Origin of the sequence: Nocardia sp. NPDC050175 (assembly GCF_044459885.1) — a bacterium.
Taxonomy (GTDB): Bacteria; Actinomycetota; Actinomycetes; order Mycobacteriales; family Mycobacteriaceae; genus Nocardia.
Window position 1 is genome coordinate 238,729 of the sequence record NZ_JBITJI010000005.1, and the last position, 22,738, is coordinate 261,466.

The following is a 22,738-nucleotide window of genomic DNA, read 5'->3' on the forward strand; positions in this document are numbered from 1 at the left end:
ATGACCTTGTCTCACCCTATGTGTTATATCGGCAAGTCACATGACCACATTAATCGGGGCACCCGATATCAGGTCTCGTCACGCAGCCCCAGGAGGGCACGGGACAGCTCGCGCATTTCGGCCTTGCGGATCTTGCCGGTGACGGTCATCGGAAACTCGTCCACCACGTGCACATAACGTGGAATCTTGAAGTGCGCCAGCTTGCCCGCACAGAACTCGCGGACGGCGGTGGCGTCCAACGGCGTTGCGCCCTCGCGCATCCGGACCCAGGCCATCAGTTCCTCGCCGTATTTCGGGTCGGGCACGCCGATCACCTGGGCGTCCAGGATGTCGGGGTGGGTGTAGAGGAATTCCTCGATCTCGCGCGGGTAGACGTTCTCGCCGCCGCGAATGACCATGTCCTTGATCCGGCCGGTGATCGCCAGATAGCCGTCGTCGTCCATCACGCCGATGTCGCCGGTGTGCATCCACTGGGCCGTGTCGATGGCCTCGGCGGTCCTGGCCTCGTCGTTCCAGTAGCCGAGCATCACCGAGTAGCCGCGGGTGCAGAGTTCGCCCGGCTCGCCGCGCGGCACCGTGAGACCCGTTGCGGGGTCGACGATTTTGACCTCGAGGTGCGGGCCGACCCGGCCGACGGTGGCGGTGCGCCGGTCGATGCCGTCGTCGCGGCGGGTCTGGGTGGAGACCGGCGAGGTTTCGGTCATGCCGTAACAGATGCAGACCTCGTGCATGCCGAGCCGGTCGATCACCCGCTTCATCACCTCGACGGGGCACGGCGAGCCCGCCATGATGCCGGTGCGCAGGCTGGACAGATCCGGTGTGGCGGAATCCAATTCGGTGAGCAGCGCGATGAACATGGTCGGCACGCCGTAGAGCGAGGTGCAGCGTTCGGACTCGACGGCGGCCAGTGTCGCTTTCGGATCGAACGCCGGGGCCGGAATCACCACTGTCGCACCGTGACTCGTGCTGGCCAGGTTGCCCATCACCATGCCGAAGCAGTGATAGAACGGCACCGGCACGCAGATCCGGTCCACTTCGGTATAGCCGCACAGCTCGCCGACGAAGAAGCCGTTGTTCAGGATGTTGTGGTGGCTCAGCGTGGCCCCCTTGGGGAAACCCGTTGTGCCCGAGGTGTATTGGATGTTGATCGGGTCGTCGATGGACAGTTCGGCGGCGACGGCGGCCAAGCGGTCCGCATCGATCACCGTCTGCGCCAGGGCATCCCACTCCGGTGTGCCGAGCACCAGCACCTGCTCCAGCTTGGGACAGTTCGGCCGGACCTCATCGATCATCGCGACATAGTTCGATGTCTTGAACTCGGGCGCCGCGACCAGCACCCGCACACCCGCCTGGCGCAGCACGTATTCCAGTTCGTTGGTGCGGTAGGCGGGGTTGATGTTGACCAGGATCGCGCCGATCTTCGCGCTCGCGTACTGGACGAAGAACCACTCCGCGCAGTTCGGCGCCCAGACGCCGACCCGGTCCCCCTTCCCGATGCCGCGTGCGGCGAGTCCGGTGGCCAGCGCGTCTATCGCGGCGCCGAGCTCGCGGTAGGTCCAGCGGCGGTCAGACGGCTTGTCTACCAACGCTTCCTGGTCAGGGAAGGTGGCAACGGTGCGGTCGAGATTGCCACCGATGGTGTCACCTAGTAGCGGGGTGTCCGAAGGGCCTGACGCATAGCTCGGGTTCGGCATCACTTGTTTCCCCTCTGCCGCAGCACGAAGCGCTGCACCTTGCCACTCGGCGTCTTCGGCAACTCGGTCACGAAGTGCACCGTGCGCGGGTAGGCGTGCGCGGCGAATTTCTTTTTCACCAGATCCTGCAGTTCGGCCTCGAGCGCGGTACCGATCGCGGAATTGTCACGCAACACCACGAAGGCCTCCAGCACCTCGCCGCGCAGTTCGTCCGGCATGCCGACGACGGCCGCCTCGGCGACCTTGTCGTGCAGGACGAGCACGCTTTCCACTTCGAACGGGCCGATCCGGTAGCCGGACATGATGATCACGTCGTCGTCCCGGGCGGAGAAGCGGAAGAAACCGTTCTCGTCCTGCGAGCCCGCGTCGCCGGTCAGATACCAGCGGCCGTCCGGGGTGTAGCGCTGGGCGGTGCGTTCCGGGGCGTCGAGGTAGCCGAGGAACCACAGCAGCGGACTGTTTTCGGTGTCGATGGCGACGCGACCGAGCTCACCGGTCGGCGCGACGGTGTCGGTGTTGTCGGACAGCACCGCACAGGTCCAGCCGGGCAGCGATCGGCCCATCGAGCCCGCGGGGACGTCGGCGTCGAGCGCGTCGTGCCAGGAGTTGCAGATGAGCATGCCGTGTTCGGTCTGCCCGTAGTGGTCGCGCACGGCGACGCCGAGATGCTCCCGCGACCAGGCGACGACCTCGGGGGTCAGCGGCTCCCCCGCCGACGAGGCGCGGCGCAGCGTGGCATGCAGTGGCCCTGCCGCCGAGTCGGCGCGGAGTGCGCGGTACACCGTCGGGGCAGCGGTGAAGTTGGTGACGCCGAAACGTTCCAGCACCTGCCAGGTGAGCGTCGGCGAGAACGGTGCGTGCAACAGAATGCTGCGGACGCCGCTGGCCAGCGGGGCCATGATCGCCCAGTACAAGCCGTACGCCCAGCCGGGATCGGCCGCGTTCCAGAAGACATCGTCCGCGCGGACGTCCAGCGCGAACTCCTGGTACGCCTGGAACGACGCCAGCGCGCGCAACGGAATCGGCACGCCCTTCGGGGTTCCGGTGGTGCCGCTGGTGAACAGCTCGACCAGCAGCCCGTCGCCGCCGACCGCCACCGCCGGTTGCTGGGGTGCGTCGTCGGCCTGCGGATCCACCATGCCCAGCGTGCCCTCGGGTGCGTCGCCACTGACGATGACCTGCCACGTCGCGGCGGCGGGCATGTCGGGGCCGGGGGCCAGCTTGGCCGCCTGGTCGGCATCGGCGATGACGATCGAGGTGCCGCTCGCTTCCAGGCGGAACGCGATGGCGGGCGGCGCGAACGCGGTGAACAGCGGGACATGCACCGCCCCGAGACGCCAGATCCCGAGCAAGGCCACCACCAGATCGGTGGACTTCGCCATCAACGTGGCGACGCGGTCACCCCGCTTGATCCCGAGTTCCGCCAATCCCGTGGCGAAACGAGTCGAACGCTCCCGCAGTTCGCCGTAGGTGAGGTCGATCGACGACAGATCGCGCTCCACGATCGTGAAAGCGATGCCGTCCGACGGATGCCGATCGCACAGCAGATCCGCCGCGGACGCCTCGGGCCGGTCATACATGTCCAGCAGTTCGCGCACCCGGGGATTCAGGTCGGTACCCATCTTCGCCACTCCTCATCGTGATCCAGCTCACCCAATAGGATGTGGGTCACACCGATTCCGCTACTACCCCCGAAAAGGGGTGAGTCCCATGACCGAGCGCAGCGAGGGAGTCATGATGCAGCCCGCCTTGGGGCGTGACGGAGCCGAGCGCCAGCGAGGTGGAGTCATGACCCACACCGCACTGCTGCGGCCGCGCGACGCGGACGCGTTGCGCGCCGAGATCCGCTGGGTAGCGGGCACGGCCGGGGTGCCGGTGGCGTTCGGCGGCGAAGTGCACGACGACGCGCTGTTGCTGTCGGAATTCGTCGGCACGCTGACCAACGGGCTGCGCGGGCTTTCCGTGCTCCGCACCTCGGGCCTCGGCGGCCGGGTGATGGATTCCGGGCGGCCCGCCTCGGTCGCCGACTACGTCAACACCTCCAGCATCACCCACCACTACGACGGCCCGGTCTCCGGCGAGGGACTCCGCTCGATCGTCGCGGTGCCGGTGGTCGTCGACAAACGCTCCCGGGCCGTCCTCTACGCCGCCACCCGCAGCGCGAGTCCCCTCGGCGACCGGACTGCGGACCTAGTGGTGCAGGCCGGTCGCCGCCTGGCTTCCGAAATCACCATCCGCGACGAGGTCGACCGCCGCCTACGGCTGCTCGAAACGACCATCCCCACCTCCGACACCGCCCCCGCTGTCTCGGAGGAACTGCGCGACATCCACGCCGAACTCCGCGGCATGGCTCGCTCAGCCGGCGACGACCAGCTGCGCGGTCGCCTGCACACCGTCTGCGAGCGCCTGTCCCGAGTAATGGTCGGCGACCCGCTCCCCGACGCTCCACACCTCTCCCGCCGCGAACTGGACGTCCTCTCCCAGATCGCCCTCGGCTGCACCAATCACGAAGCCGCCCAACGCCTCTCACTCGCCCCGGAAACCGTCAAAAGCTACCTCCGCAACGCCATGACCAAACTCGACGCCCACTCCCGCCACGAAGCCGTCGTCACCGCCCGGCGCCACGGCCTGCTCCCGTAGACACACTTGACGTACGAAAGGTGCTCGTGACGCAGGTTGCAGCCTGCGTCACGAGCACCTTTCGTACGTCAAGTCGGGGGTCAGTCCGCGTCGGGGAGGAGGTCCGGGCGGCGAGTTCGGGTGCGTTCGAGGGATTGTTCGTGGCGCCAGGTGGCTACCTTGGCGTGGTCGCCGGAGAGCAGGACCGGGGGGACCTCGAGGTCGCGCCAGGTGACGGGGCGGGTGTAGCTGGGGCCTTCGAGGAGGCCGTCGGAGAACGAATCCTCTTGGTGGGATTGTTGATTGCCGAGGACGCCGGGGAGTAGGCGGACTACGGCTTCGGTCATGACGAGGACCGCTGCCTCGCCGCCGATCAGGACATAGTCGCCGATGCTGACCTCTTCGACGCGGACTCGGCGGGCCGCGTCGTCGAAGACGCGTTGATCGATGCCTTCGTAGCGGCCGCACGCGAAGACGAGGTGATCTTCGGTAGCCCAGCGGTGCGCGGTCTGCTGGGTGAACGGGACGCCGGCGGGCGTGGGGACGACGAGCAGTGCGTCGTCGGGGCAGACCTCGTCGAGGGCGTCGCCCCAGACGGTGGGTTTCATGACCATGCCCGGTCCCCCGCCGTAGGGCGAGTCATCGACGGACTTGTGCACGTCATGGGTCCAGCCACGCAGGTCGTGCACGTCGAGGGAGATCAGGCCCTTGTCGATTGCCTTGCCGAGCAACGCCGTTCGCAGTGGTTCCAGGTATTCCGGAAAGATCGTGACTACGTCGAGCTTCATGAGATCCCCCGTATCTGCGGGACATTGGGTAGGTACGCCCACCCAGTTACTCCGGGTCGAGGAGTCCTTCGGGCGGATCGATGACGATCAGCCGGTCCGCGAGCGACACGGTGGGCACGATGGCGTTGACGAACGGGATCAGGATCTCCCGGCCGTCGTCGGCGGCTTTCACCGAAAGCAGTTCTCCCGCAGCGGAATGCAGCACCTCGCTGACGGTGCCGACCACGGTGGCGTCGGCGAGCTGGACGGTCAGCCCCTCGAGTTCGTGGTCGTAGTACTCGTCCGGGTCGTCGCCCGGCGGCAGATCCTCGCTGTTGACGAAGAACAGCGTGCCACGCAGCGCGGCGGCCGAGTCCCGGTCGCCGACGCCGGCGAGAAACACCAGAAGCCGGCCCGAGTGCTCTCGGGCCGACTCCACGGTGAAGTCGCGGACTTCCTTGGATCGGGCCAGCCGCCCGCGCAGCTTGCTGCCCGGCGCGAACCGGACGTCCGGCTCGTCGGTACGTATCTCGACGACCAGTTCACCGCGCACGCCGTGCGACTTGGCGACCCGTCCTACGACAAGTTCCATCTACTGATCGGTGTCGACCACGTCGACCCGGATACCCCGGCCGCCGATACCGGCGACGAGGGTGCGCAGCGCGGTCGCGGTACGACCGCCGCGACCGATCACCTTGCCCAGGTCGTCGGGGTGCACGTGCACCTCGACGGTGCGTCCGCGGCGGCCGGTGATCAGCTCGACGCGGACGTCATCCGGATTCGCGACGATGCCGCGAACAAGATGTTCGACAGCATCGGCGACGACAGCACTCACGACTGCGCCTCGCTGGCGCTCGGCTCCGTCGCGAATGCCATTGGCGCTGCGCCTATGGTTCGCTCGCTACGCTCGCTCACGGTTACTCAGCGGCCTCGGCAGCGGCGGGCGCCTCGGCGGCGGCCTCTTCCTTCTTGGCGGCCTTCTTCTTCGGGGTGGTGGCCTCGCCGGAGGGGCCGTTGTCGGCGGCGGCCAGCGCGGCGTTGAACAGGTCCAGCTTGGACGTCTTCTCGGCCTTGACCTTCAGGGTGCCCTCGGTGCCCGGCAGGCCCTTGAACTTCTGCCAGTCGCCGGTGATCTCCAGCAGGCGCTGGACGGGCTCGGTCGGCTGCGCGCCGACACCAAGCCAGTACTGAGCGCGCTCGGAATCGATCTCGATGAGCGACGGCTCTTCCTTCGGGTGGTACAGGCCGATGGACTCGATGGCCCGGCCGTCCCGGCGGGTGCGCGCGTCGGCGACGACGATGCGGTACTGCGGGTTGCGGATCTTGCCCAAGCGGGTGAGCTTGATGCGAACAGCCATGCTTGTTCTGCCTCTTTCGTAGGTTGGTCACGGCGCAATTCAGCGACCCGCACGGTCTGCGAGCCCGGTTTAGCGCATGGAGTGTGTGACCGCCGCGCGGTACGTAACCGGAGACGGGCTGACACTTGTCCGGAAGGACGGTTGTTCATTCTGCCAGATGGGCCACGTTCACCTGAAATCGCCCGCCCAACACGTTGCGAATCCGCGCCGCGCGGCTATAAACGAGGCATGGGGATCTTCCGGCGCGGCAAGCGTAATAAGAGCACCGCCCGCGAGGTCGCGGCCGATGTGGGCACTGACGTCGCCGTCGAGTTTGCCGCGACCGGCCTGTTCCGCGTGCTGCGCGGGGTCTTGTCAGGGATCGTGCACCTCTTCACCTGAGGACGCTCAGGTCAGCTGCCGAGCAGGGCATTGATAGCTGGTTAGGACCATCAGCCTGCCCACTCGGTGTTTCGGATCGAGGTCGCGGCCTGTGGCGAAGCTCCGTTTGCTGAAACTCGGCATGACCTGTCTACGGCGGAGACGGGTCAGCGCGACGACCGCCGGTAACGCAGCAGAACCACCCCGGACTTGAACGGACGGGTCTCGACGAGTTGTAGCACCGGAATCTCGAGGCCCTCGGCGAACAACCGCTTGCCCGCGCCCTGGACGACTGGGTAGACGAAAAGCCGGTACTCGTCGACGAGGTCAGCGGCGATCAGGGCATGGACCAACTGGATGCTGCCGGTCGCGACTATGTCCTTGCCCGGCTGGTCCCGCACCGCGCGGACCTCATCGATGCCGCGCAGGATCACCGTGTTCGCCCACTCGGGGTCCTCGAGCGTGCTGGACACAACGTATTTCGTGGCATTGTTCAGGTGGTCGGTAACGCCGCTGGTGTCGTTGGTCTGGTTCGGCCAGTACCCACGCATCTGCTCGAAGGAGACCCGCCCGAACAACACCGCGTCGGAGCTCGCCATGTGCGCGCTCAACACCTCGTTGAGGTCGGACTGATCCAGCCCCTCGGCGTTGGCCACGTTGAACCACTCCGCGGCTTCGATCACGCCGTCCAGAGTGATGTTCTCGGTGACTACCAGATCCCGCATCGTCGCTCCTTCAGTCGGAAATCTCTCCTACTGAAGACGTGCCACACCAACCGAATTCATCGGTGTCTCATACGCCCGGTGCCGCGGCGGTGAGGGCGTGGGTCTGCGTCCACGGCCCGCCCCACCACAGTTGCCAGCCGAGTGAACGCGCGGTGAGGGTCTGTGCGCCATTGGCGGTGAGGGTGGTCTCGTATTCGCCGGTCCGGCCGATATCGACCAGCACGAGGTGCCCGCCGGGCCGCAGCACGCGCAGCGCCTCGCGCACCGCGGCGGCGCGGCCCGCGGAGGCTTTGATGTTGTGGATGGCGAGGCTGGAGACGATCACGTCGAATTCGCCGTTGCGGAACGGCAACGCGGTCATGTTTCCGGTGTGCAATTCGATTCGGTCGGCGACGTTTTCGGCGACGGCGTTGCGCTCGGTGGTGGCGAGGCTGTTGCCCGATTGGTCGACCGAGCGCCACAGGTCGATGCCGACCGCACGTCCCTCGGGCAGCCGTTTCGCGGCGGCGAGCAGCACCGCGCCACGGCCGCAGCCCAGGTCGAGCAGGCGTTCGTCGCCGCGCAGGGCGAGGTCGTCGAGCAGGCCGTCCCAGGCGCGGAACTTGCCGCGCCTGGTGGCGTGCAGGAACAGTCCGAACTGCGCGGCCATGGCGAGGCCGACCAGGAACGTCACCCACGCCGGTACGGTATTGCCGACCAGCGCATTGGCGATCGCGGCGACCAGGAAGCCGACCGCGAGGACACCGAGCATGAGCATGATGGGTGGCGCGTCGAAGCCGTAGGACGCCCGCCGCGCTGTGTTCGCCGTCACAAGGCCGATTCTATCGAGCTCGAGAAATTTCGCGCCCCAACACTTTTCAGGGCTCGAATGCTCAGCGGACCAGCGGAGCGAGGGTGCGTCCGGCGAGATCGACCGCGCCCGGCTGGTGGCCGTTGGTGATCATGTTGACGATGATGCCCTGCACGCCGTGGTCGAGCACCCTGGTCTGCAACTGCTCGGCGACTTCGTCTGGCGCACCGACGAATTGGCGGTCCGCGATGCTCTGCTTGCGTTCCTCCTCGGAGAGGTTGTCCACGTCGACGCCGATGCCCCGCAACATGTCCCGCTGCTCCTTGCGAGCCTGATCGCCGTCCTCGTCGACCATCAGGAAGCACAGGTAACTGACCTCCAGGGTGGCCGGATCGCGATCGACCTCGGCGCAGCGCTGGTGCAGGGCCGCGATCTTCTGCGGCAGTTCCGAGGCGTTGCAGATGATGTTGAGATGGTCGGCGTAGCGGGCGGCCAACGCGAAGGTCTTCTTCTCGCCCGCGCCGCCGAGCATGATCGGCAGATCGTCGCGCAAACGAGGCTCGTTGATGGCATTCTCGGTGTGGTACCACTTGCCGTCGAAGGTGGCGTGCTCCCCGCGCAGCATCGGCTTGATGATCTGCAAGGCCTCGTCGAGGCGCTCGAAACGATCGGTGAAGGTGCCGAATTCGAAACCGAACGACTTGTGCTCCAACTCGAACCAGCCCGCCCCGATGCCGAGAATCGCGCGCCCCGCGCTGACCAGGTCGAGCGTGGTGACAGTCTTCGCGAGCATCGCCGGATTGCGGTAGGTATTGCCGGTCACCAAGGCGGACAACTGAATTCGCTCAGTCGACGCCGCGATCCCGGACAACGTCGTGTAGGACTCCAGCATCGGATCTTCCGGCGTCCCGATCCCCGGCAACTGATAAAAATGATCCATCACGAACACAGTGTCGAACCCCGCCGCCTCGGCCTCCCTGGCCTGCGCGACCACCGTCGGGAACAGCTCGGAAACCGGCTGTCCATAGCTGAAGTTGGGCATCTGATAACCGAGACGAATGCTCATACCGCCCGACGATACGCGCGCCCACGATCCACCCGCCGACACGACCGCACTCAGCCGAACTCGGCAACGTCTGCACCCTCACTCGGGATCTGCACTGAGAATAGGGCTCTATTCTCAGTGCAGATCCCGAGACAGAGTGCAGATCTTTGGCAATACGGTCGATCGCGGGTAGTCGTTGGAAGGTAACCGCGCTAACGGTGGCCGGTGACGGGGTCGTGGTGCGCGTAGAGGCGGCCACGGAGGACGACGGCGTAGGGGGTGTTCAGTACCTCGGGGTTGATGCGCGGGTCTTCCTGGTAGACAACGAAATCCGCCGGAGCGCCGGGTTCGATGCTGGGGCGGCCGAGCCAGGTTCGGGCGTTCCAGGACGCGGCGCCGAGGGCGTCGTGCGGGGATAGGCCCGCGCCGGACAAGGCGGTGATCTCGTCGGCGATGCGGCCGTGACGGATGGAGCCGCCCGCGTCGGTGCCGGCGAAGATGGGGACGCCCGCGTCGTTGGCGTTGGCGACGGTGGTGCGGACGCGGCGGTGCAGGTCGCGCATGTGGGCGGCGTAGGTGGGGAATTTTCCTGCGCTGTCGGCGATTTCGGGGAAGGTGTCGATGTTGACGAGGGTCGGTACGAGGGCGGTGCCGTGTTCCACCATCATCTCGATGGTGTCGTCGGTGAGGCCGGTGCCGTGTTCGAGGCAGTCGATGCCCGCGTCGATCAGGCCAGGCAGCGCGTCCTCGCCGAATACGTGTGCGGTGACGCGGGCGCCGTTGGCGTGGGCGGCGTCGATGGCCTCCTTGAGGATGGCGTCGCTCCAGAGTGGACGCAGGTCGCCGACGGAGCGATCGATCCAATCGCCGACGATCTTCACCCAACCATCGCCGAACCGGGCCTGTTCGGCGATGATCTCCGGCAGGTCGCGTTCGTCGTCGAGCTCGATACCTAGCTCGCGGATGTATCGGCGGGGACGGGCGATATGACGACCCGCGCGGATGATCCGCGGCAGTTCCTCGTGATCGTCGATGAACCTGGTGTCGATCGGCGACCCGGCATCACGCAACAGCAGCGCACCGACGTCCCGTTCGGTCTCGGCCTGCGCGATAGCCCCGTCCCGATCCTCGTCTCCCCCGCCATACCGAATCCCGACATGACAGTGCGCATCGACCAGTCCCGGCACGATCCACCCTGTGCGACAAAGTGTTTCGGCGCCAGGAACAGGCTCGAACGACACCAACCCATCCCGCACCCAAAGATCGCGGGCTTCCTCACCAGGGAGAACCACACCACGCAGATGCACAGAAACCTCCTGGACGTCGTCGGCTCCCACCAACCTAACGTCCATCCCCCCTGACCGTCACGCACCAGGCCCACCCGAGGACTACCGGCGACGTAGTGACCACCCCGCCACAGATCGTTGCCTGGGTGCGGCAGACCTCCGATCGGCCGCAGGCCGGCACCACGCCGCAGACACATTCCCCCGCCGCGCACGAAACCGCTGGCGAACTCGTGCGCAGCAGAACAGAACCCGCGCGGGAACTCAATTCAGCCCGCAGTCCGCCTCAACCAGCGCGACGCCGTCACGCTGACAGCAGCCCCGACCGCGGCAAAAAGCCATCACGCCGCGCAGCGATTCTCCCGCCGCGCACGAAACCGCTGGCGAACTCGTGCGCAGCAGAACACAACGCGCGCGGGAAGCTCGGGGGTGACTGACTAGCCGATGTCGACCAGGGTGACGTCGTCGCGTTCCTGGCAGACTTCGCGGATCGCGGTGAGGCCTGCCGCGATGGCTGGTTGGGCGGCGCTGCCTCGGCGGATGCAGATGATGTGGCGGCGGGTGGGGGCTGAGTCGCCGTGTAGGGGGACGCGGACGACAGCGTGGTCGGTGGGGAGGGTGGCCAGGCGGGGGATCAGGCTTACGCCGAAGCCGTGGGCGACCATTGCGGAGATGCCGATCCAGTCGACGCCGCGTTGAGTGATGCGGGGCATGAAACCGGCTGCGGCGCAGGCGCCTAGCTGGAGTTGGCAGTGGGCGACTCGCTCCGGGGCGCCGACCCAGGGTTCCTCGGCGGCCTCGGCCAGGGCGACGCTGCGGCATTCGGCAAGGCGGTGACCCGCCGGGACCAGTAGGTCTTGCGGCTCGTCGATGAGCTGGCGTTGCTCGAAGCGAGCGTCGTCGGGGGCGGGGCCGCCTGACGTCGGGATCAGGACGCCGATATCGCTGTCGCCGGTGAGTAACAGGTCGAAGCAGTGTCTGCTTTCGTCCTCGCTCATCTCTATCGTCAGCAGTGGGTTGGCGTCGCGTAACCGGGCCGCGGCGGGGGCGACCAGCGCGACGAGCGCGGTCGGCATGGCGCTGATCCGCAGTACACCGGTGATGCCGGTGCGGTGGGCGGCGAGTTCGGCCCTGGCCCGCTCGGCTTGCGCGAACAGTTCGTCGGCGTGCCGGAGCAGGGTGTGCGCGGCGGAGGTCAGTCGGACCCGGCGGCCGATCTGCTCCAGCAGTTGCACGTCGAGTTCCTTTGCGAGCAAACGCAATTGCTGAGACACCGTGGAGGGTGTCAAGTGCAGCGCGGCCGCGGCGGCGGTCACCGTTCCGTGTTCACGCAGCAGCCGCAGGGTGTGCAGGCGAGGGTCGATCATGCACTAATTCAACACGATCAAGTACGAAATCTTTTGATGGATTCGAACGTCAACTCCGGCAACCATTCGAGGTATGACCGCTTCCGCACCGCAGACCGAACCCGCTGACCACCCTGGCTGCCGACAGTGCGGCCGGCCGATCGATCAGCCGAGCGCCATCGTGTCGAGCCACCGAACCTCGGAGGGCGTCGTCGTCTACACCCACTGCGTCTGCGGCACCTTCACTGTCTGGCTGGAAACTATCGAACGCCGACTCGTCAGGCCCTGACCCCCGAAACGCCGCCGCGCACGAAATCAGCCGCCGCGAATTAATCAGCCAGCGAATTCATGCGCGGCGCAACAAGTTCCGCGCGACGGGTCTACTTCTTGGGAACTTCAGCTTCGAGAGGTCGAACCTTCGAGACCGGGAGGGAGCTGGTCCAGGCCGCCGCGAACAAAACCGCGCGCCGCGCACGAATCAACTAGCGAATTCGTGCGCGGCGCAACAGGTCGGTCTACTTCTTGGGGAACTTCAACTTCGAGAGGTCGAAACCTTCGAGACCGGGCGGCAGCTGGTCCAGGCCGGCGGGCATGTTCGAGATGTCCGGCATGCCGGCGGGCAGTCCTGGCATTCCCGCGGGCATACCGGGCAGACCACCGCGCACCTTCGGCGGGGTGGGGCCGCGGCCGCCCTTCTTGCCCTTCTTGCCTTTTTTGTTGTTGGACCGGCGGGAGCCGGGCATGCCCATCTGGCGGCCCATCATGGCCATCATCTTCTTGGCTTCGAAGAAGCGGTCGACGAGCTGGTTGACCTCGGAGACCTGCACACCGGAACCGTTGGCGATGCGCAGGCGGCGGGAGGCATTGATGATCTTCGGGTTGTCCCGTTCGGCGGGCGTCATGCCGCGGATGATGGCCTGCACTCGATCCAGCGACTTGTCGTCGACGGCGGCGAGCGCGTCTTTCATCTGACCGGCGCCGGGCAGCATGCCGAGCAGGTTGCCGATGGGGCCCATCTTGCGGATGGCGAGCATCTGATCGAGGAAGTCCTCGAGCGTCATCTCGCCGCTGCCGATCTTGCGGGCGGCTTCCTCGGCCTGTTCCTGGTCGTAGATCTGCTCGGCCTGCTCGATCAGGCTGAGCACGTCGCCCATGCCGAGGATGCGGCTGGCCATCCGGTCCGGGTGGAAGACGTCGAAGTCTTCGAGCTTCTCACCGGTGGACGCGAACATGATCGGCGCGCCGGTCACCTCGCGCACCGACAGCGCGGCACCACCGCGGGCGTCGCCGTCGAGCTTGGTGAGCACGACACCGGTGAAGCCGACGCCGTCGCGGAAGGCCTGAGCGGTGGCGACCGCGTCCTGACCGATCATCGCGTCGAGCACGAACAGCGTCTCGTCCGGCTGCACGGCGTCACGGATGCCCGCGGCCTGGCGCATCAGTTCTTCGTCGATGCCGAGGCGACCGGCGGTGTCGACGATGACCACGTCGTACTGCTTGGCTCGGGCCTCTTCGATACCGCCGCGGGCGACCTCGATCGGGTCGGCGGCCGAGACACCGAGCGCGTTGTCGCCGCCACCGATGGAGGTGCCGCCGTGTGGCGCGAACACGGGCACGCCCGCACGCTCGCCGACCACCTGCAGCTGTGTGACAGCGCCGGGCCGCTGCAGGTCGCAGGCCACCAGCAACGGCTGATGTCCTTGTCCCTTCAGCCATTTGGCGAGCTTGCCCGCGAGGGTCGTCTTACCGGCACCCTGCAGACCGGCGAGCATGATCACGGTCGGCGGGTTCTTGGCCAGGGTCAGCCGACGGGTCTCGCCGCCGAGGATCCCGACGAGTTCCTCGTTGACGATCTTGACAACCTGTTGCGCAGGATTCAGCGCAGCGGAGACCTCGGCGCCCTTGGCGCGCTCCTTGATTCGGGCGATGAAACCACGCACCACCGGCAGCGCGACGTCGGCTTCGAGCAGGGCAAGCCGGATCTCGCGACAGGTGGCGTCGATGTCGGCCGGTGACAGACGCCCCTTACCACGCAGATCCTTGAGGGCACCGGTAAGCCGGTCGGACAGGGATTCGAACACCGATCGCGCTCCTGATCTCGGGGGACGTCAATTGCCTCCCAGGGTAATGGGATAGCCGACAGTTCTGCGCACGGGGATGAACGCACGGAAAAGCGACCGGGGCATTTCGCTGCCCGGTCGCCGGATTTCCCGCGCTGACAGCCGGTCTTATTCGAGCGAACGGCGACGCGGTTTGGCCGTCTTGCGGTAGTCGTGATTCTCCTTGGCCACCATGTATACCGCCTCGCGCGCGGTCAGTCCCAGCTCGAGTGCCAGGTCGTCGAGGATGGCCCATTCCGTGGTGGTGGGGATGCGTGAGTTGGCGACCGTGGAGGCGATAGTCATGGCGGTCACAGCCTGTTGTCCGGTCAGTGTCCGACCCGGTAGCCAGGAAACAACCCAGCGATCCCCGCCGACGCACCGCGCCATGTGCGTGGTTTCGTCGCTCGTCATCATCGACGCCGAAACAACTTCAATTGCCACCGACGTGCTCCCCTCATGCTAGCGATAGCCAGACGCTCTGATAGTAGAACGTGAGGGAGCCTCGAGATATGGGTTCCAGCAAATCATGTGCAACAGATTGGTTACTTGGTAGCGAAGGTCAGGACCCGATGATCTCCGGGCCGGGCATGCCGTCCGCAGGCTTCTTCGGGGCCGGTCGCGGGACGACGGCCAGGATCGCCTTTTCGATGTCCGCCCTGCGGTCCGGACTGTCCGCGGAACCGAGGTCGAGACAGAAGGTATCGACTACTGCGGAGCCCATGGTGACCACCTTCGCCCAGCGGACGTCGCCCCCGCAGTCCTCCAACGCGGCGGCGAGTCTGCTCAACAGACCGATCCGGTCCTCGGCGCGCAGTTCCAGCAGCACCTGCCCGGGCACCGAGGTGCCGGACCAGAGCACCCGCGGCTGCGCCTGCGCGTACTGGCTCGGCCCGATGCCGCCCGCCTCGCGTTCGCGTTTCGCGAGTACGGCGGGAACGTCCAGGTCACCGGCGATGGCGCGAATCAGTTCCTGGCGCAACAGTCCGGCATCCGGCGGGTCACCGAACTTCGGTGACACCACGAAAGTGTCGATGGCGGAATCACCTTCGACGCCGAGCGAGGCCGAGAGCACCCGCAGCGAGTGCAGTGCGAGCACCCCGGCGGCGTCGGAGAGCAGGCCCGCGCTGTCCGGCGCGATCACGGTGACGGAGTAGGTGTACTTGCCCTCCCCCGGCTTCAATTCGACGTGCACCCCGCCCGCCTTGGCCTTGGCGACCAGTTCCGGCGCGATCGGCTCGGGCGTCGGCAGCTCGCCGCCCGCCATGACCAGGCGGCAACGGCGGACCAGATCGCCGATCAGCGAGGCCTTCCAGTCGCCCCACACACCGGGACCGGTGGCCAGCGAATCCGCTTCGGCCAGGGTGTGCAGCAGTTCGAGGAGTTCCGGATCGCCGCCGAGCGTGTCGACGACGTGCTGGACGGTGGCGGGGTCGGCCAGGTCGCGACGGGTCGCGGTGTCCGGAAGCAGCAGGTGGTGGCGCACAACGGCACTGAGAGTGCGCACGTCGGACGGCCACAGGCCGAGGCGACGGCCGATGTGGGTGGCCAGTTCGGCACCGACAACACTGTGGTCGCCCGCGCGACCCTTGCCGATGTCGTGCAGCAGCGCGCCCAAGGCGAGCAGGTCCGGCCGCGCGACCCGGGTGCTCATCGCGCTGGCGTAGGACACCGTCTCCATCAGGTGCCGATCGACGGTCCAGGTGTGCAGAGCGTCGCGGGGAGGCAGGTCGCGGACAGCACCCCATTCCGGAAGTAGCCTGCCCCACAAGCCCGTTCGATCGAGCGCCTCGATCGCATCGATGGCGCCGCGGCCCGCGCCGAGCAGCACGAGTAGATCGTTGAGCGCGTCCTTGGGCCACGGTTCGCGTAGCTCGGGCGCGTCTTCGGAGAGCCGGTTGAGGGTGGTGGCCGACATCGGCAGCCCGGTCTGCGCCGATGCGGCCGCCACCCGCAGGATGAGGCCGGGGTCGCGCTGCGGCCGCGCGTCCCTGGCCAGCACCACCTCCCCCGCGTGCTCGACCACCCCCTCATCGAGTGGTCGGCGCACCGGCATGCGACGGAGGCGGGCCAGCCCGCGCCGCGGCAAAGCGTTTGCCGCGGTACGCAATCCGACATCCACCGAATAGCTCACCGTCCGCGCGGAATCGCTCAGGGTGCGGGCGAGATCGAACCGGTCGCCGATACGCAGCGCCGCCCCGATCTCGTCGGCATCCTGGGCTCGTAGCTGGTCACGGGCTCGACCGGCCACCCGGTGCAACTCAGTGCGAACATCCAGCAAACGGCGATGTGCCTGTTTCAGGCCACCTCCTGGTACTTCCGGACCGAGTCCCGGCATGGCATCGGTCAATTGGGCGATGGCGAGGGCGTCGAGCAGCTGGATATCGCGCAGGCCGCCGCGCCCGTTCTTCAGATCGGGTTCGGCGCGATGCGCGATCTCGCCGCTGCGCTGCCACCGCGCCTCGGCCTGGGCGATCAATTCGTCGAAGCGAGAACGGATTCCGGTCCGCCACTCCCGGCGCACGCCGCCGATCAGCAGATTGCTCAGGTCGTGATCGCCGACGATGTGCCTGGCCTCGAGCATGCCGAGCGCGGCGATGAGATCGTCGGCGGCCACCCGTAGCGCCTGCGGGACGGTCCGCACGCTGTGGTCGAGCTTGATGTGGGCGTCCCACAACGGATACCAGAGCTGGTCGGCCACCTCGGCGACCCTGGCGGGGTCGACGTCGTCGTGCAGCAGCACCAGGTCCAGGTCGGAGTACGGCAGCATCTCCCTGCGGCCGAGCCCGCCGACAGCGACCACGGCGAGGCCGCTTTCCTTGGTGATGCCGAGCTCGGTGCCTTTGCTGGTGAGCCACAGTTCATAGAGGTCGACCAAGGCTTGTCGTAAGGACTCGGCATCGAGTCGTGGGTTGCGCGGCATACCGCCGTCGAGCAATTGGTTTCGCGCGCGGACCAGATCGGCCGCTCCATTGGATACCTTGCCGCCGTTGCTTTCTCCGGCGCCGTGCTCGCTGTTACCCACAACCCACCACCCATCCATGCAAGGCGGCCCCGCCCCGACCGGTGCTCCGGTGGGAGGCGGGGCCGCCGCTCGATCGATATTCGTTACAGAGCGTCGGTACCGCGTTCGCCGGTCCGCACCCGGATGATCGTGTCGACCGGAGTCACCCAGACCTTGCCGTCACCGATCTTGCCGGTGCGGGAAGCCTCGACGATCACCTCGACGACCTTGTCCACGGACGCGTCGTCGACGACCACCTCGACCCGGACCTTGGGCACGAAATCCACGGAGTACTCGGCACCTCGGTAGACCTCGGTGTGCCCCTTCTGGCGGCCGTAACCCTGCACCTCGCTGACAGTCATGCCGAGCACGCCCGCCTGCTCGAGCCCGGTCTTGACGTCCTCGAGTGTGAACGGTTTGACGATTGCGGTGATCAGTTTCATGTTCGTCATGCCTCCTTGACGGCCGAACGTGCCGTGCTGCCCAGCGCGGCGAAATCGTAGGCGGTTTCCGCGTGCTCGGACTCATCCAAGCCCACCGCCTCGGCTTCGTCGCTGACTCGCAGCCCAATGGTGAACTTCACGATATAGGCAATGATCAGGCTGGCGATGAAGGAGAAGGCAAGTACCGCACCGGCACCCACCGCCTGGCGCCACAGCTGGTCGATGCCGCCGCCATAGAACAGGCCGGTCTTACCGGCGCCCGCCTCCGGCGCGGCGACCAGGCCGACCATCAGGGTGCCGACGATGCCGCCGACCAGGTGCACGCCGACCACGTCGAGCGAGTCGTCGAAGCCGAACTTGAACTTCAGGCCCACCGCGAGGGCACACAGCACGCCGGCCACCACGCCGATGATCAGCGCGCCGAGCACGTTCACCGAGGAACAGGACGGGGTGATGGCAACCAGACCCGCCACCACACCCGAGGCCGCGCCGAGCGAGGTCGGCTTGCCGTCACGGAACTTCTCCACCAGCAGCCAGCCGAGCATGCCCGCACAGGTCGCGAAGGTGGTGGTGATGAAGGTCGAACCGGCCAGGCCGCCCGAGGTCACCGCGGAACCCGCGTTGAAACCGAACCAGCCGAACCACAGCAGACCGGCGCCGAGCATGACGAAGGGCAGGTTGTGCGGGCGGAACGCGGTGGTCGGCCAGCCCTTGCGCTTGCCGAGGACCAGCACCAGCGCGAGACCGGCCGCACCGGCGTTGATGTGCACCGCGGTGCCACCGGCGAAGTCGACCGCCTGCAGCTTGTTCGCGATCCAACCGCCCTCGTGCACGACGGTGCCGTCCGCGTCCTTCACGTCGAAGTCGAAGACCCAGTGCGCGACCGGGAAGTAGACGACCGTGGCCCAGATACCCGCGAAGAGCAGCCAGGAGCCGAACTTCAGGCGGTCGGCGACCGCACCCGAGATGAGAGCAACCGTGATGATGGCGAACATCAGCTGGAAGGCGACGAAAACGCTCATCGGGATAGTGCCCGCGAGGGGAATGTTCACCGCCGCGGTGGTGACCGCGCCGCTGGCGTCCTTGACCTCGGCAACCGAGTTGCCGCCGATCAAACCCTTCAGGCCGAAGAACTGCGCGGGGTCACCGATCACGCCGAACTTGTTGTTGCCGAATGCCTCCGAGTATCCGTACAGCGACCATAGGACGCCGACCAAACCCATGGCACTGACGCTCATCATGATCATGTTCAGCACGTTCTTCGAACGGACCATGCCGCCGTAGAAAAATGCCAGACCGGGCGTCATCAACAACACAAGCGCTGAACTCGCCAGCATCCATGCGGTGTCACCAGTGTCCGGTGCACCGGTAAGGGGAAAAGCCACCTTGAAGTCCTCCTCATCTCGGGCCCTGCCGACTCCGGCAAATGGACCTGCACAGAAGGGTGGTCACTTGGTGTTTCATCCACAGAGCTGGCGTGTTTCACCTGCGTGAACGGATGGGCCAGTTGTGTTGCTTCCACGTTTCGTGGTTTACGCCCCGAGTTTCCGGGCGGATCGGCGGCTAGCTTCAGACAAAAGGGATATGCGGTTACCGGCGAGTAGAGCTAGCAAACATTCCGTATTCGATGCGATTTACCGCAAACACAACGGATGCCGAGCCGAATTCCGGGACACGCTCGAGCCGGTCCCACAATTCATCCCATCGAATACGGAATCGCCGACCGAAGGCGCCCTTCAGTCGCCAAGACCGATCGAAGGCCACCTTCATTCCGGATGTACCGCTGGGGGGTGAACCGATCGAAGGCGCCCTTGACGCTGTCTGACAGCGTGAAGGGCGCCTTCGGTCGGGACTGAATTGAGGGGCTAGCCGAGGAGTGCGTCTACGAAGGCGCCGGGTTCGAAGGGGGCCAGGTCGTCGGCGCCTTCGCCGAGGCCGACCAGCTTCACCGGGACGCCGAGCTCGTGTTGGACCTGGAAGACGATGCCGCCCTTGGCCGTTCCGTCGAGCTTGGTGAGCACCACGCCGGTGATGTCGACCACCTCGGCGAAAACGCGCGCCTGCATCAGGCCGTTCTGGCCGACCGTGGCGTCGAGCACCAGCAGCACCTCGTCGACGGCGGCTTTCTTCTCTACTACGCGCTTGACCTTGCCCAGCTCGTCCATCAGGCCGGTCTTGGTGTGCAGACGGCCTGCGGTATCGATCATCACCACGTCGACGCCACGCTCGATACCGGCGGTCACCGCGTCGAAGGCGACGGCGGCCGGATCGGCGGATTCCTTGCCTCGGATGGTGTCGGCACCGACCCGCTCACCCCAGGTCTGCAGCTGGTCGGCGGCGGCGGCGCGGAAGGTGTCGGCCGCGCCGAGCAGCACGCGGCGGCCGTCGGCGACGAGCACGCGGGCGAGTTTGCCGGTGGTGGTGGTCTTTCCGGTGCCGTTGACGCCGACGACGAGCAGGATCGACGGGTGGTCGGCGTGCGGCAGGGCGCGGATCGAGCGGTCGAGCTCGGGGCGCAGCGCCTCGATCAGCACGTCGCGCAGGACCGCGCGGGCCGCTTCGGGGGTGCGGACGCTGCGGGCGGCCATCTCGGCGCGCAGCCGCTCGACCACGGCGGCGGTGCTCGCGGTGCCGAGGTCGGCGAGGACGAGGGTGTCCTCGACCTCTTCCCACGAGTCGTCGTCGAGATCGCCGCCGCCGAGCAGGCCGAGCAGGCTCTTGCCGACCGCGTTCTGCGAGCGGGACAGGCGACCGCGCAGGCGGACCAGGCGGCCTGCGGTGGGATCGATGTCTTCGAGGGGGATGGGGGCTTCGGCGCCTGCGGCGGTGTCGGGGGCGGCGGTTGCGGTCGGAGCCGCATCCGTTCCGCTCAGGGAAGCTCCGGTCGGTGACGCACCCGTTGTGGTTGGGGCCGTCGCAGTCGGAGCAGCGCCCGTCTCGGTCCGGGCGGTACCCGTCTCGGCCGGAGCCGTGTCCGATTTCGCAGACGCAGTGCCCGATTCAGCAGACGCAGTGCCCGAATCTGCGGGCGCAGTACCCGAATCTGCGGGCGCAGTACCGGATCCGGCCGACGCCGTGCCGGATTCAGTCGCCGTGGTGCCCGTGTCGGTAGACGCGGTGCCCGACTCGGCGGGCGCAGTACCGGATTCGGCCGACGCCGTGCCGGATTGCGACGACGCGGTGCCCGATTCGGCAGTGCCCGGAGTCGGGTTCGTCTGTACGGACTGGGTCGCGTCTGTTCCCTTGGGCGCGGCCGCGCCGGATTCGGATTCCGGCGCCGCGACGACATCGGTCTCCGGCAGCGCGACATTCGTGATCCCCCGCTTCGGCGCGTCGCGCGGGATGGCCGCGTCGTCGCCGACGTGCGGCTGGCCATCGGTGTCGGTCCGCTCGACTGGCTGCGGCTCCTTGGTTGCGGTGCCGCCCTGGCTGAAGCTGAACCCACCCGACGCCGAGTATCCACCGGACTTGTCGGTCAGTTCTTTGTCGACGGGCGGCGGCGTCAGCGATACCCGAGAGCGCTTGTACCGGACAAATCCGACAACAAGCACCACCAGCAGCAAGGCGGCGACGACGGCGATCAGGATCCAGGCTTCGGAACTCACGCGCCCATCCTTGCAGAACGCAGCGACCTGCTTTACCACGCCGCCCCGGGGCCGAGACACAACCCCCGAGATTTCTTGTCCTGCGGAACTTCTCGCGAGGTGGCAATAGGATCGGCGACGTGACCGATCGAAACGTGCTTGGGGGGCCGCTGGAAGAGTGCGGCACCGATCCTCTCACCGGCTTCTACCGGGACGGCTGCTGCAGCACCGGGCCGGAGGATCTCGGTAGCCACACCGTGTGCACCGTCGTCACGGCCGAATTCCTGGAGCACCAGGCGTCCATCGGCAACGATCTGAGTACGCCGCGCCCGGAGAACAACTTCCCGGGCCTACAACCAGGAGACCGGTGGTGTGTGGTGGCCGTGCGATGGCTGCATGCGCATGAGGACGGTGTCGCCGCACCCGTAGTGCTGGCCGCAACGCACGAAAACGCCCTGGAAGTGATCTCGATGGACATCCTCCGCAAATACGCCGTCGACGTGCCCAACGACGTCAGCGACCTGCTGTAAATCGCCCATTCCCGGCGGCAGCCCGTGGCCCGTGCCCCGGCTGCCGACCGGCCCTGTCCACCGATTCCGTCCGGTTCTGACCTACGTCACTTTTGTGCCATCCGATGTCGTCCCCGCCCAATGCGATTCAAATCACGCTGCCGCTGCGTTGATCGGCGCGAATCTGCGCCCGCTCACGGTATCCGCACCCACCGTGGGTGCCCGTAAGTGGCGCAGATCCCCAGAGTGCGGTGGTTGCCGACGACTCAGGCTCGGGCGGCGACGCGTTGTCGGTGTGCCTTCTGGCGGCAAGCGGCCGAGCAGTAGCGAGGGCGGCGGCCGGTTCCGGTGTGCCGAACCGTCGTGTCGCACACGGGGCAGTGGCGGTCACTGGATTCGTTACGATCCGATGATTCGTTACGCACGTTGGGTTCAGTGCCACGATTCGTCACGCCCGGTGCAGCGCGCATAGCGTCGAGGACGATCGCGGCAGTGCGATCGATCCGGCCTTTGGACTGCTGAAGACGTTGGATGGCAACACATCCGGTGAAGATGGCCAGCACATCGGACACTTCGATATCGGTGCGCACCGTGCCCTGACGCTGTGCGGCCAGCAGTAGCCCACCCAGCGCTTTATGGAAACGCGCACCCGCGCTCATCAGCAGGGCGCGTGGCCAGCCGTCATCGGATTGCATCAGCTCACAGAGCGCCTCGTTGCCTGGTGTCGACGCCACTACCTCGGTACAGAAGTCGAAGAAGGCGGTACCGGGATCCGGCGCGTCGAGGTGGTCGGCGGCCAGCTTGGCCAGGCGGTCGACGCGCTGCTGCATAACCGCTTCCAGCAGATCGAATTTCGTCGGGAAGTGCCGATACACCGTGCCAGCGCCGACCCCGGCCCGGCGGGCCACCTCGGCCAGCGACACCGAGGGTCCGTATTCGGCGAACGCCCGCTGCGCGGCGGCAAGCACCAGTGCGCGGTTACGTCGAGCGTCGGCACGCGCCGCGGTACTCGGTGCGGCGTCGACTGAAGCGGTCATTTCGTTACGTCCTTCCCTTGCCTGACCTGGTCAACCGGGTCACGGCACCCGTATGGTCCGAAATACGGGTTGCCC

Annotated in this window: 21 protein-coding genes; 3 read left to right on the top strand and 18 right to left on the bottom strand. The window is 66.9% G+C overall.

Annotation, left to right across the window (positions count from 1 at the left end; genetic code table 11):
* Positions 1-68: 68 nt before the first annotated feature.
* Complete coding sequence (locus ACIBK2_RS18885; protein WP_396968819.1) at positions 69-1,694, bottom strand: AMP-binding protein; 1,626 nt, start codon at positions 1,692-1,694, stop codon at positions 69-71.
* Positions 1,694-3,316, bottom strand: coding sequence for an AMP-binding protein (locus ACIBK2_RS18890; RefSeq protein WP_396968820.1), 1,623 nt, complete (start codon positions 3,314-3,316; stop codon positions 1,694-1,696). The genes ACIBK2_RS18885 and ACIBK2_RS18890 overlap by 1 nt, the downstream gene beginning before the upstream one ends.
* Positions 3,317-3,482: 166 nt before the next feature.
* Here ACIBK2_RS18890 and ACIBK2_RS18895 point away from each other — a divergent pair, with 166 nt between their 5' ends.
* Positions 3,483-4,334: a LuxR C-terminal-related transcriptional regulator gene (locus tag ACIBK2_RS18895; RefSeq protein WP_396968821.1), complete on the top strand. Its 852-nt coding sequence runs from the start codon at positions 3,483-3,485 to the stop codon at positions 4,332-4,334.
* Positions 4,335-4,414: 80 nt separating this feature from the next.
* On the opposite strand, the gene trmD is transcribed toward ACIBK2_RS18895, so the two are convergent.
* The 4 genes from trmD to rpsP form a co-directional block, all read right to left on the bottom strand.
* Positions 4,415-5,101, bottom strand: a complete 687-nt coding sequence (gene trmD, locus ACIBK2_RS18900; protein WP_396968822.1) for a tRNA (guanosine(37)-N1)-methyltransferase TrmD — start codon at positions 5,099-5,101, stop codon at positions 4,415-4,417.
* 46 nt (positions 5,102-5,147) lie between these two features.
* Positions 5,148-5,672, bottom strand: coding sequence for a ribosome maturation factor RimM (rimM, locus tag ACIBK2_RS18905; protein ID WP_396968823.1), 525 nt, complete (start codon positions 5,670-5,672; stop codon positions 5,148-5,150).
* Positions 5,673-5,915, bottom strand: coding sequence for an RNA-binding protein (locus ACIBK2_RS18910; protein WP_011210690.1), 243 nt, complete (start codon positions 5,913-5,915; stop codon positions 5,673-5,675).
* 82 nt (positions 5,916-5,997) lie between these two features.
* Positions 5,998-6,438 carry a 30S ribosomal protein S16 gene (gene rpsP / locus ACIBK2_RS18915; protein ID WP_396968824.1) on the bottom strand — a complete coding sequence of 147 codons (441 nt, stop codon included), beginning with the start codon at positions 6,436-6,438 and terminating at the stop codon, positions 5,998-6,000.
* Positions 6,439-6,666: 228 nt separating this feature from the next.
* Between rpsP and ACIBK2_RS18920 the strand changes: the two genes are divergently transcribed.
* Positions 6,667-6,819, top strand: coding sequence for a hypothetical protein (locus tag ACIBK2_RS18920; protein WP_396968825.1), 153 nt, complete (start codon positions 6,667-6,669; stop codon positions 6,817-6,819).
* Between the two features lie 146 nt (positions 6,820-6,965).
* Here the strand turns inward: ACIBK2_RS18920 and ACIBK2_RS18925 are convergent, their stop codons facing one another.
* The 11 genes from ACIBK2_RS18925 to ftsY all read right to left on the bottom strand — a co-directional run bounded on the left by ACIBK2_RS18925 (position 6,966) and on the right by ftsY (position 21,138).
* Positions 6,966-7,523, bottom strand: a complete 558-nt coding sequence (locus tag ACIBK2_RS18925; RefSeq protein WP_396968826.1) for a dihydrofolate reductase family protein — start codon at positions 7,521-7,523, stop codon at positions 6,966-6,968.
* A gap of 67 nt (positions 7,524-7,590) precedes the next feature.
* Positions 7,591-8,334: a class I SAM-dependent methyltransferase gene (locus ACIBK2_RS18930; protein ID WP_396968827.1), complete on the bottom strand. Its 744-nt coding sequence runs from the start codon at positions 8,332-8,334 to the stop codon at positions 7,591-7,593.
* Between the two features lie 61 nt (positions 8,335-8,395).
* Complete coding sequence (locus ACIBK2_RS18935; protein ID WP_396968828.1) at positions 8,396-9,379, bottom strand: LLM class F420-dependent oxidoreductase; 984 nt, start codon at positions 9,377-9,379, stop codon at positions 8,396-8,398.
* A 191-nt stretch (positions 9,380-9,570) separates the two neighbouring features.
* Complete coding sequence (locus ACIBK2_RS18940; RefSeq protein ID WP_396968829.1) at positions 9,571-10,710, bottom strand: amidohydrolase family protein; 1,140 nt, start codon at positions 10,708-10,710, stop codon at positions 9,571-9,573.
* 368 nt (positions 10,711-11,078) lie between these two features.
* Positions 11,079-12,008: a LysR family transcriptional regulator gene (locus tag ACIBK2_RS18945; protein WP_396968830.1), complete on the bottom strand. Its 930-nt coding sequence runs from the start codon at positions 12,006-12,008 to the stop codon at positions 11,079-11,081.
* Between the two features lie 494 nt (positions 12,009-12,502).
* Complete coding sequence (ffh, locus tag ACIBK2_RS18950) at positions 12,503-14,068, bottom strand: signal recognition particle protein (RefSeq protein WP_396968831.1); 1,566 nt, start codon at positions 14,066-14,068, stop codon at positions 12,503-12,505.
* A gap of 147 nt (positions 14,069-14,215) precedes the next feature.
* On the bottom strand, positions 14,216-14,530 hold the full coding sequence (locus ACIBK2_RS18955; protein ID WP_357378324.1) for a hypothetical protein: 315 nt from the start codon (positions 14,528-14,530) through the stop codon (positions 14,216-14,218).
* Between the two features lie 118 nt (positions 14,531-14,648).
* Entirely contained in the window at positions 14,649-17,129 is a 2,481-nt protein-coding gene (locus tag ACIBK2_RS18960; protein ID WP_396968832.1) for a [protein-PII] uridylyltransferase, read from the bottom strand.
* A 65-nt stretch (positions 17,130-17,194) separates the two neighbouring features.
* On the bottom strand, positions 17,195-17,533 hold the full coding sequence (locus ACIBK2_RS18965) for a P-II family nitrogen regulator (protein ID WP_040737447.1): 339 nt from the start codon (positions 17,531-17,533) through the stop codon (positions 17,195-17,197).
* A gap of 5 nt (positions 17,534-17,538) precedes the next feature.
* Complete coding sequence (locus ACIBK2_RS18970) at positions 17,539-18,918, bottom strand: ammonium transporter (protein WP_396968833.1); 1,380 nt, start codon at positions 18,916-18,918, stop codon at positions 17,539-17,541.
* A gap of 480 nt (positions 18,919-19,398) precedes the next feature.
* Entirely contained in the window at positions 19,399-21,138 is a 1,740-nt protein-coding gene (ftsY, locus tag ACIBK2_RS18975) for a signal recognition particle-docking protein FtsY (RefSeq protein ID WP_396968834.1), read from the bottom strand.
* 119 nt (positions 21,139-21,257) lie between these two features.
* Here ftsY and ACIBK2_RS18980 point away from each other — a divergent pair, with 119 nt between their 5' ends.
* Positions 21,258-21,647 (top strand): DUF2237 family protein, encoded by a 390-nt coding sequence (locus ACIBK2_RS18980; RefSeq protein ID WP_040737431.1) that lies wholly within the window; start codon positions 21,258-21,260, stop codon positions 21,645-21,647.
* Between the two features lie 245 nt (positions 21,648-21,892).
* Here the strand turns inward: ACIBK2_RS18980 and ACIBK2_RS18985 are convergent, their stop codons facing one another.
* Positions 21,893-22,663, bottom strand: a complete 771-nt coding sequence (locus ACIBK2_RS18985; protein ID WP_396968835.1) for a TetR/AcrR family transcriptional regulator — start codon at positions 22,661-22,663, stop codon at positions 21,893-21,895.
* Positions 22,664-22,738 lie beyond the last annotated feature (75 nt).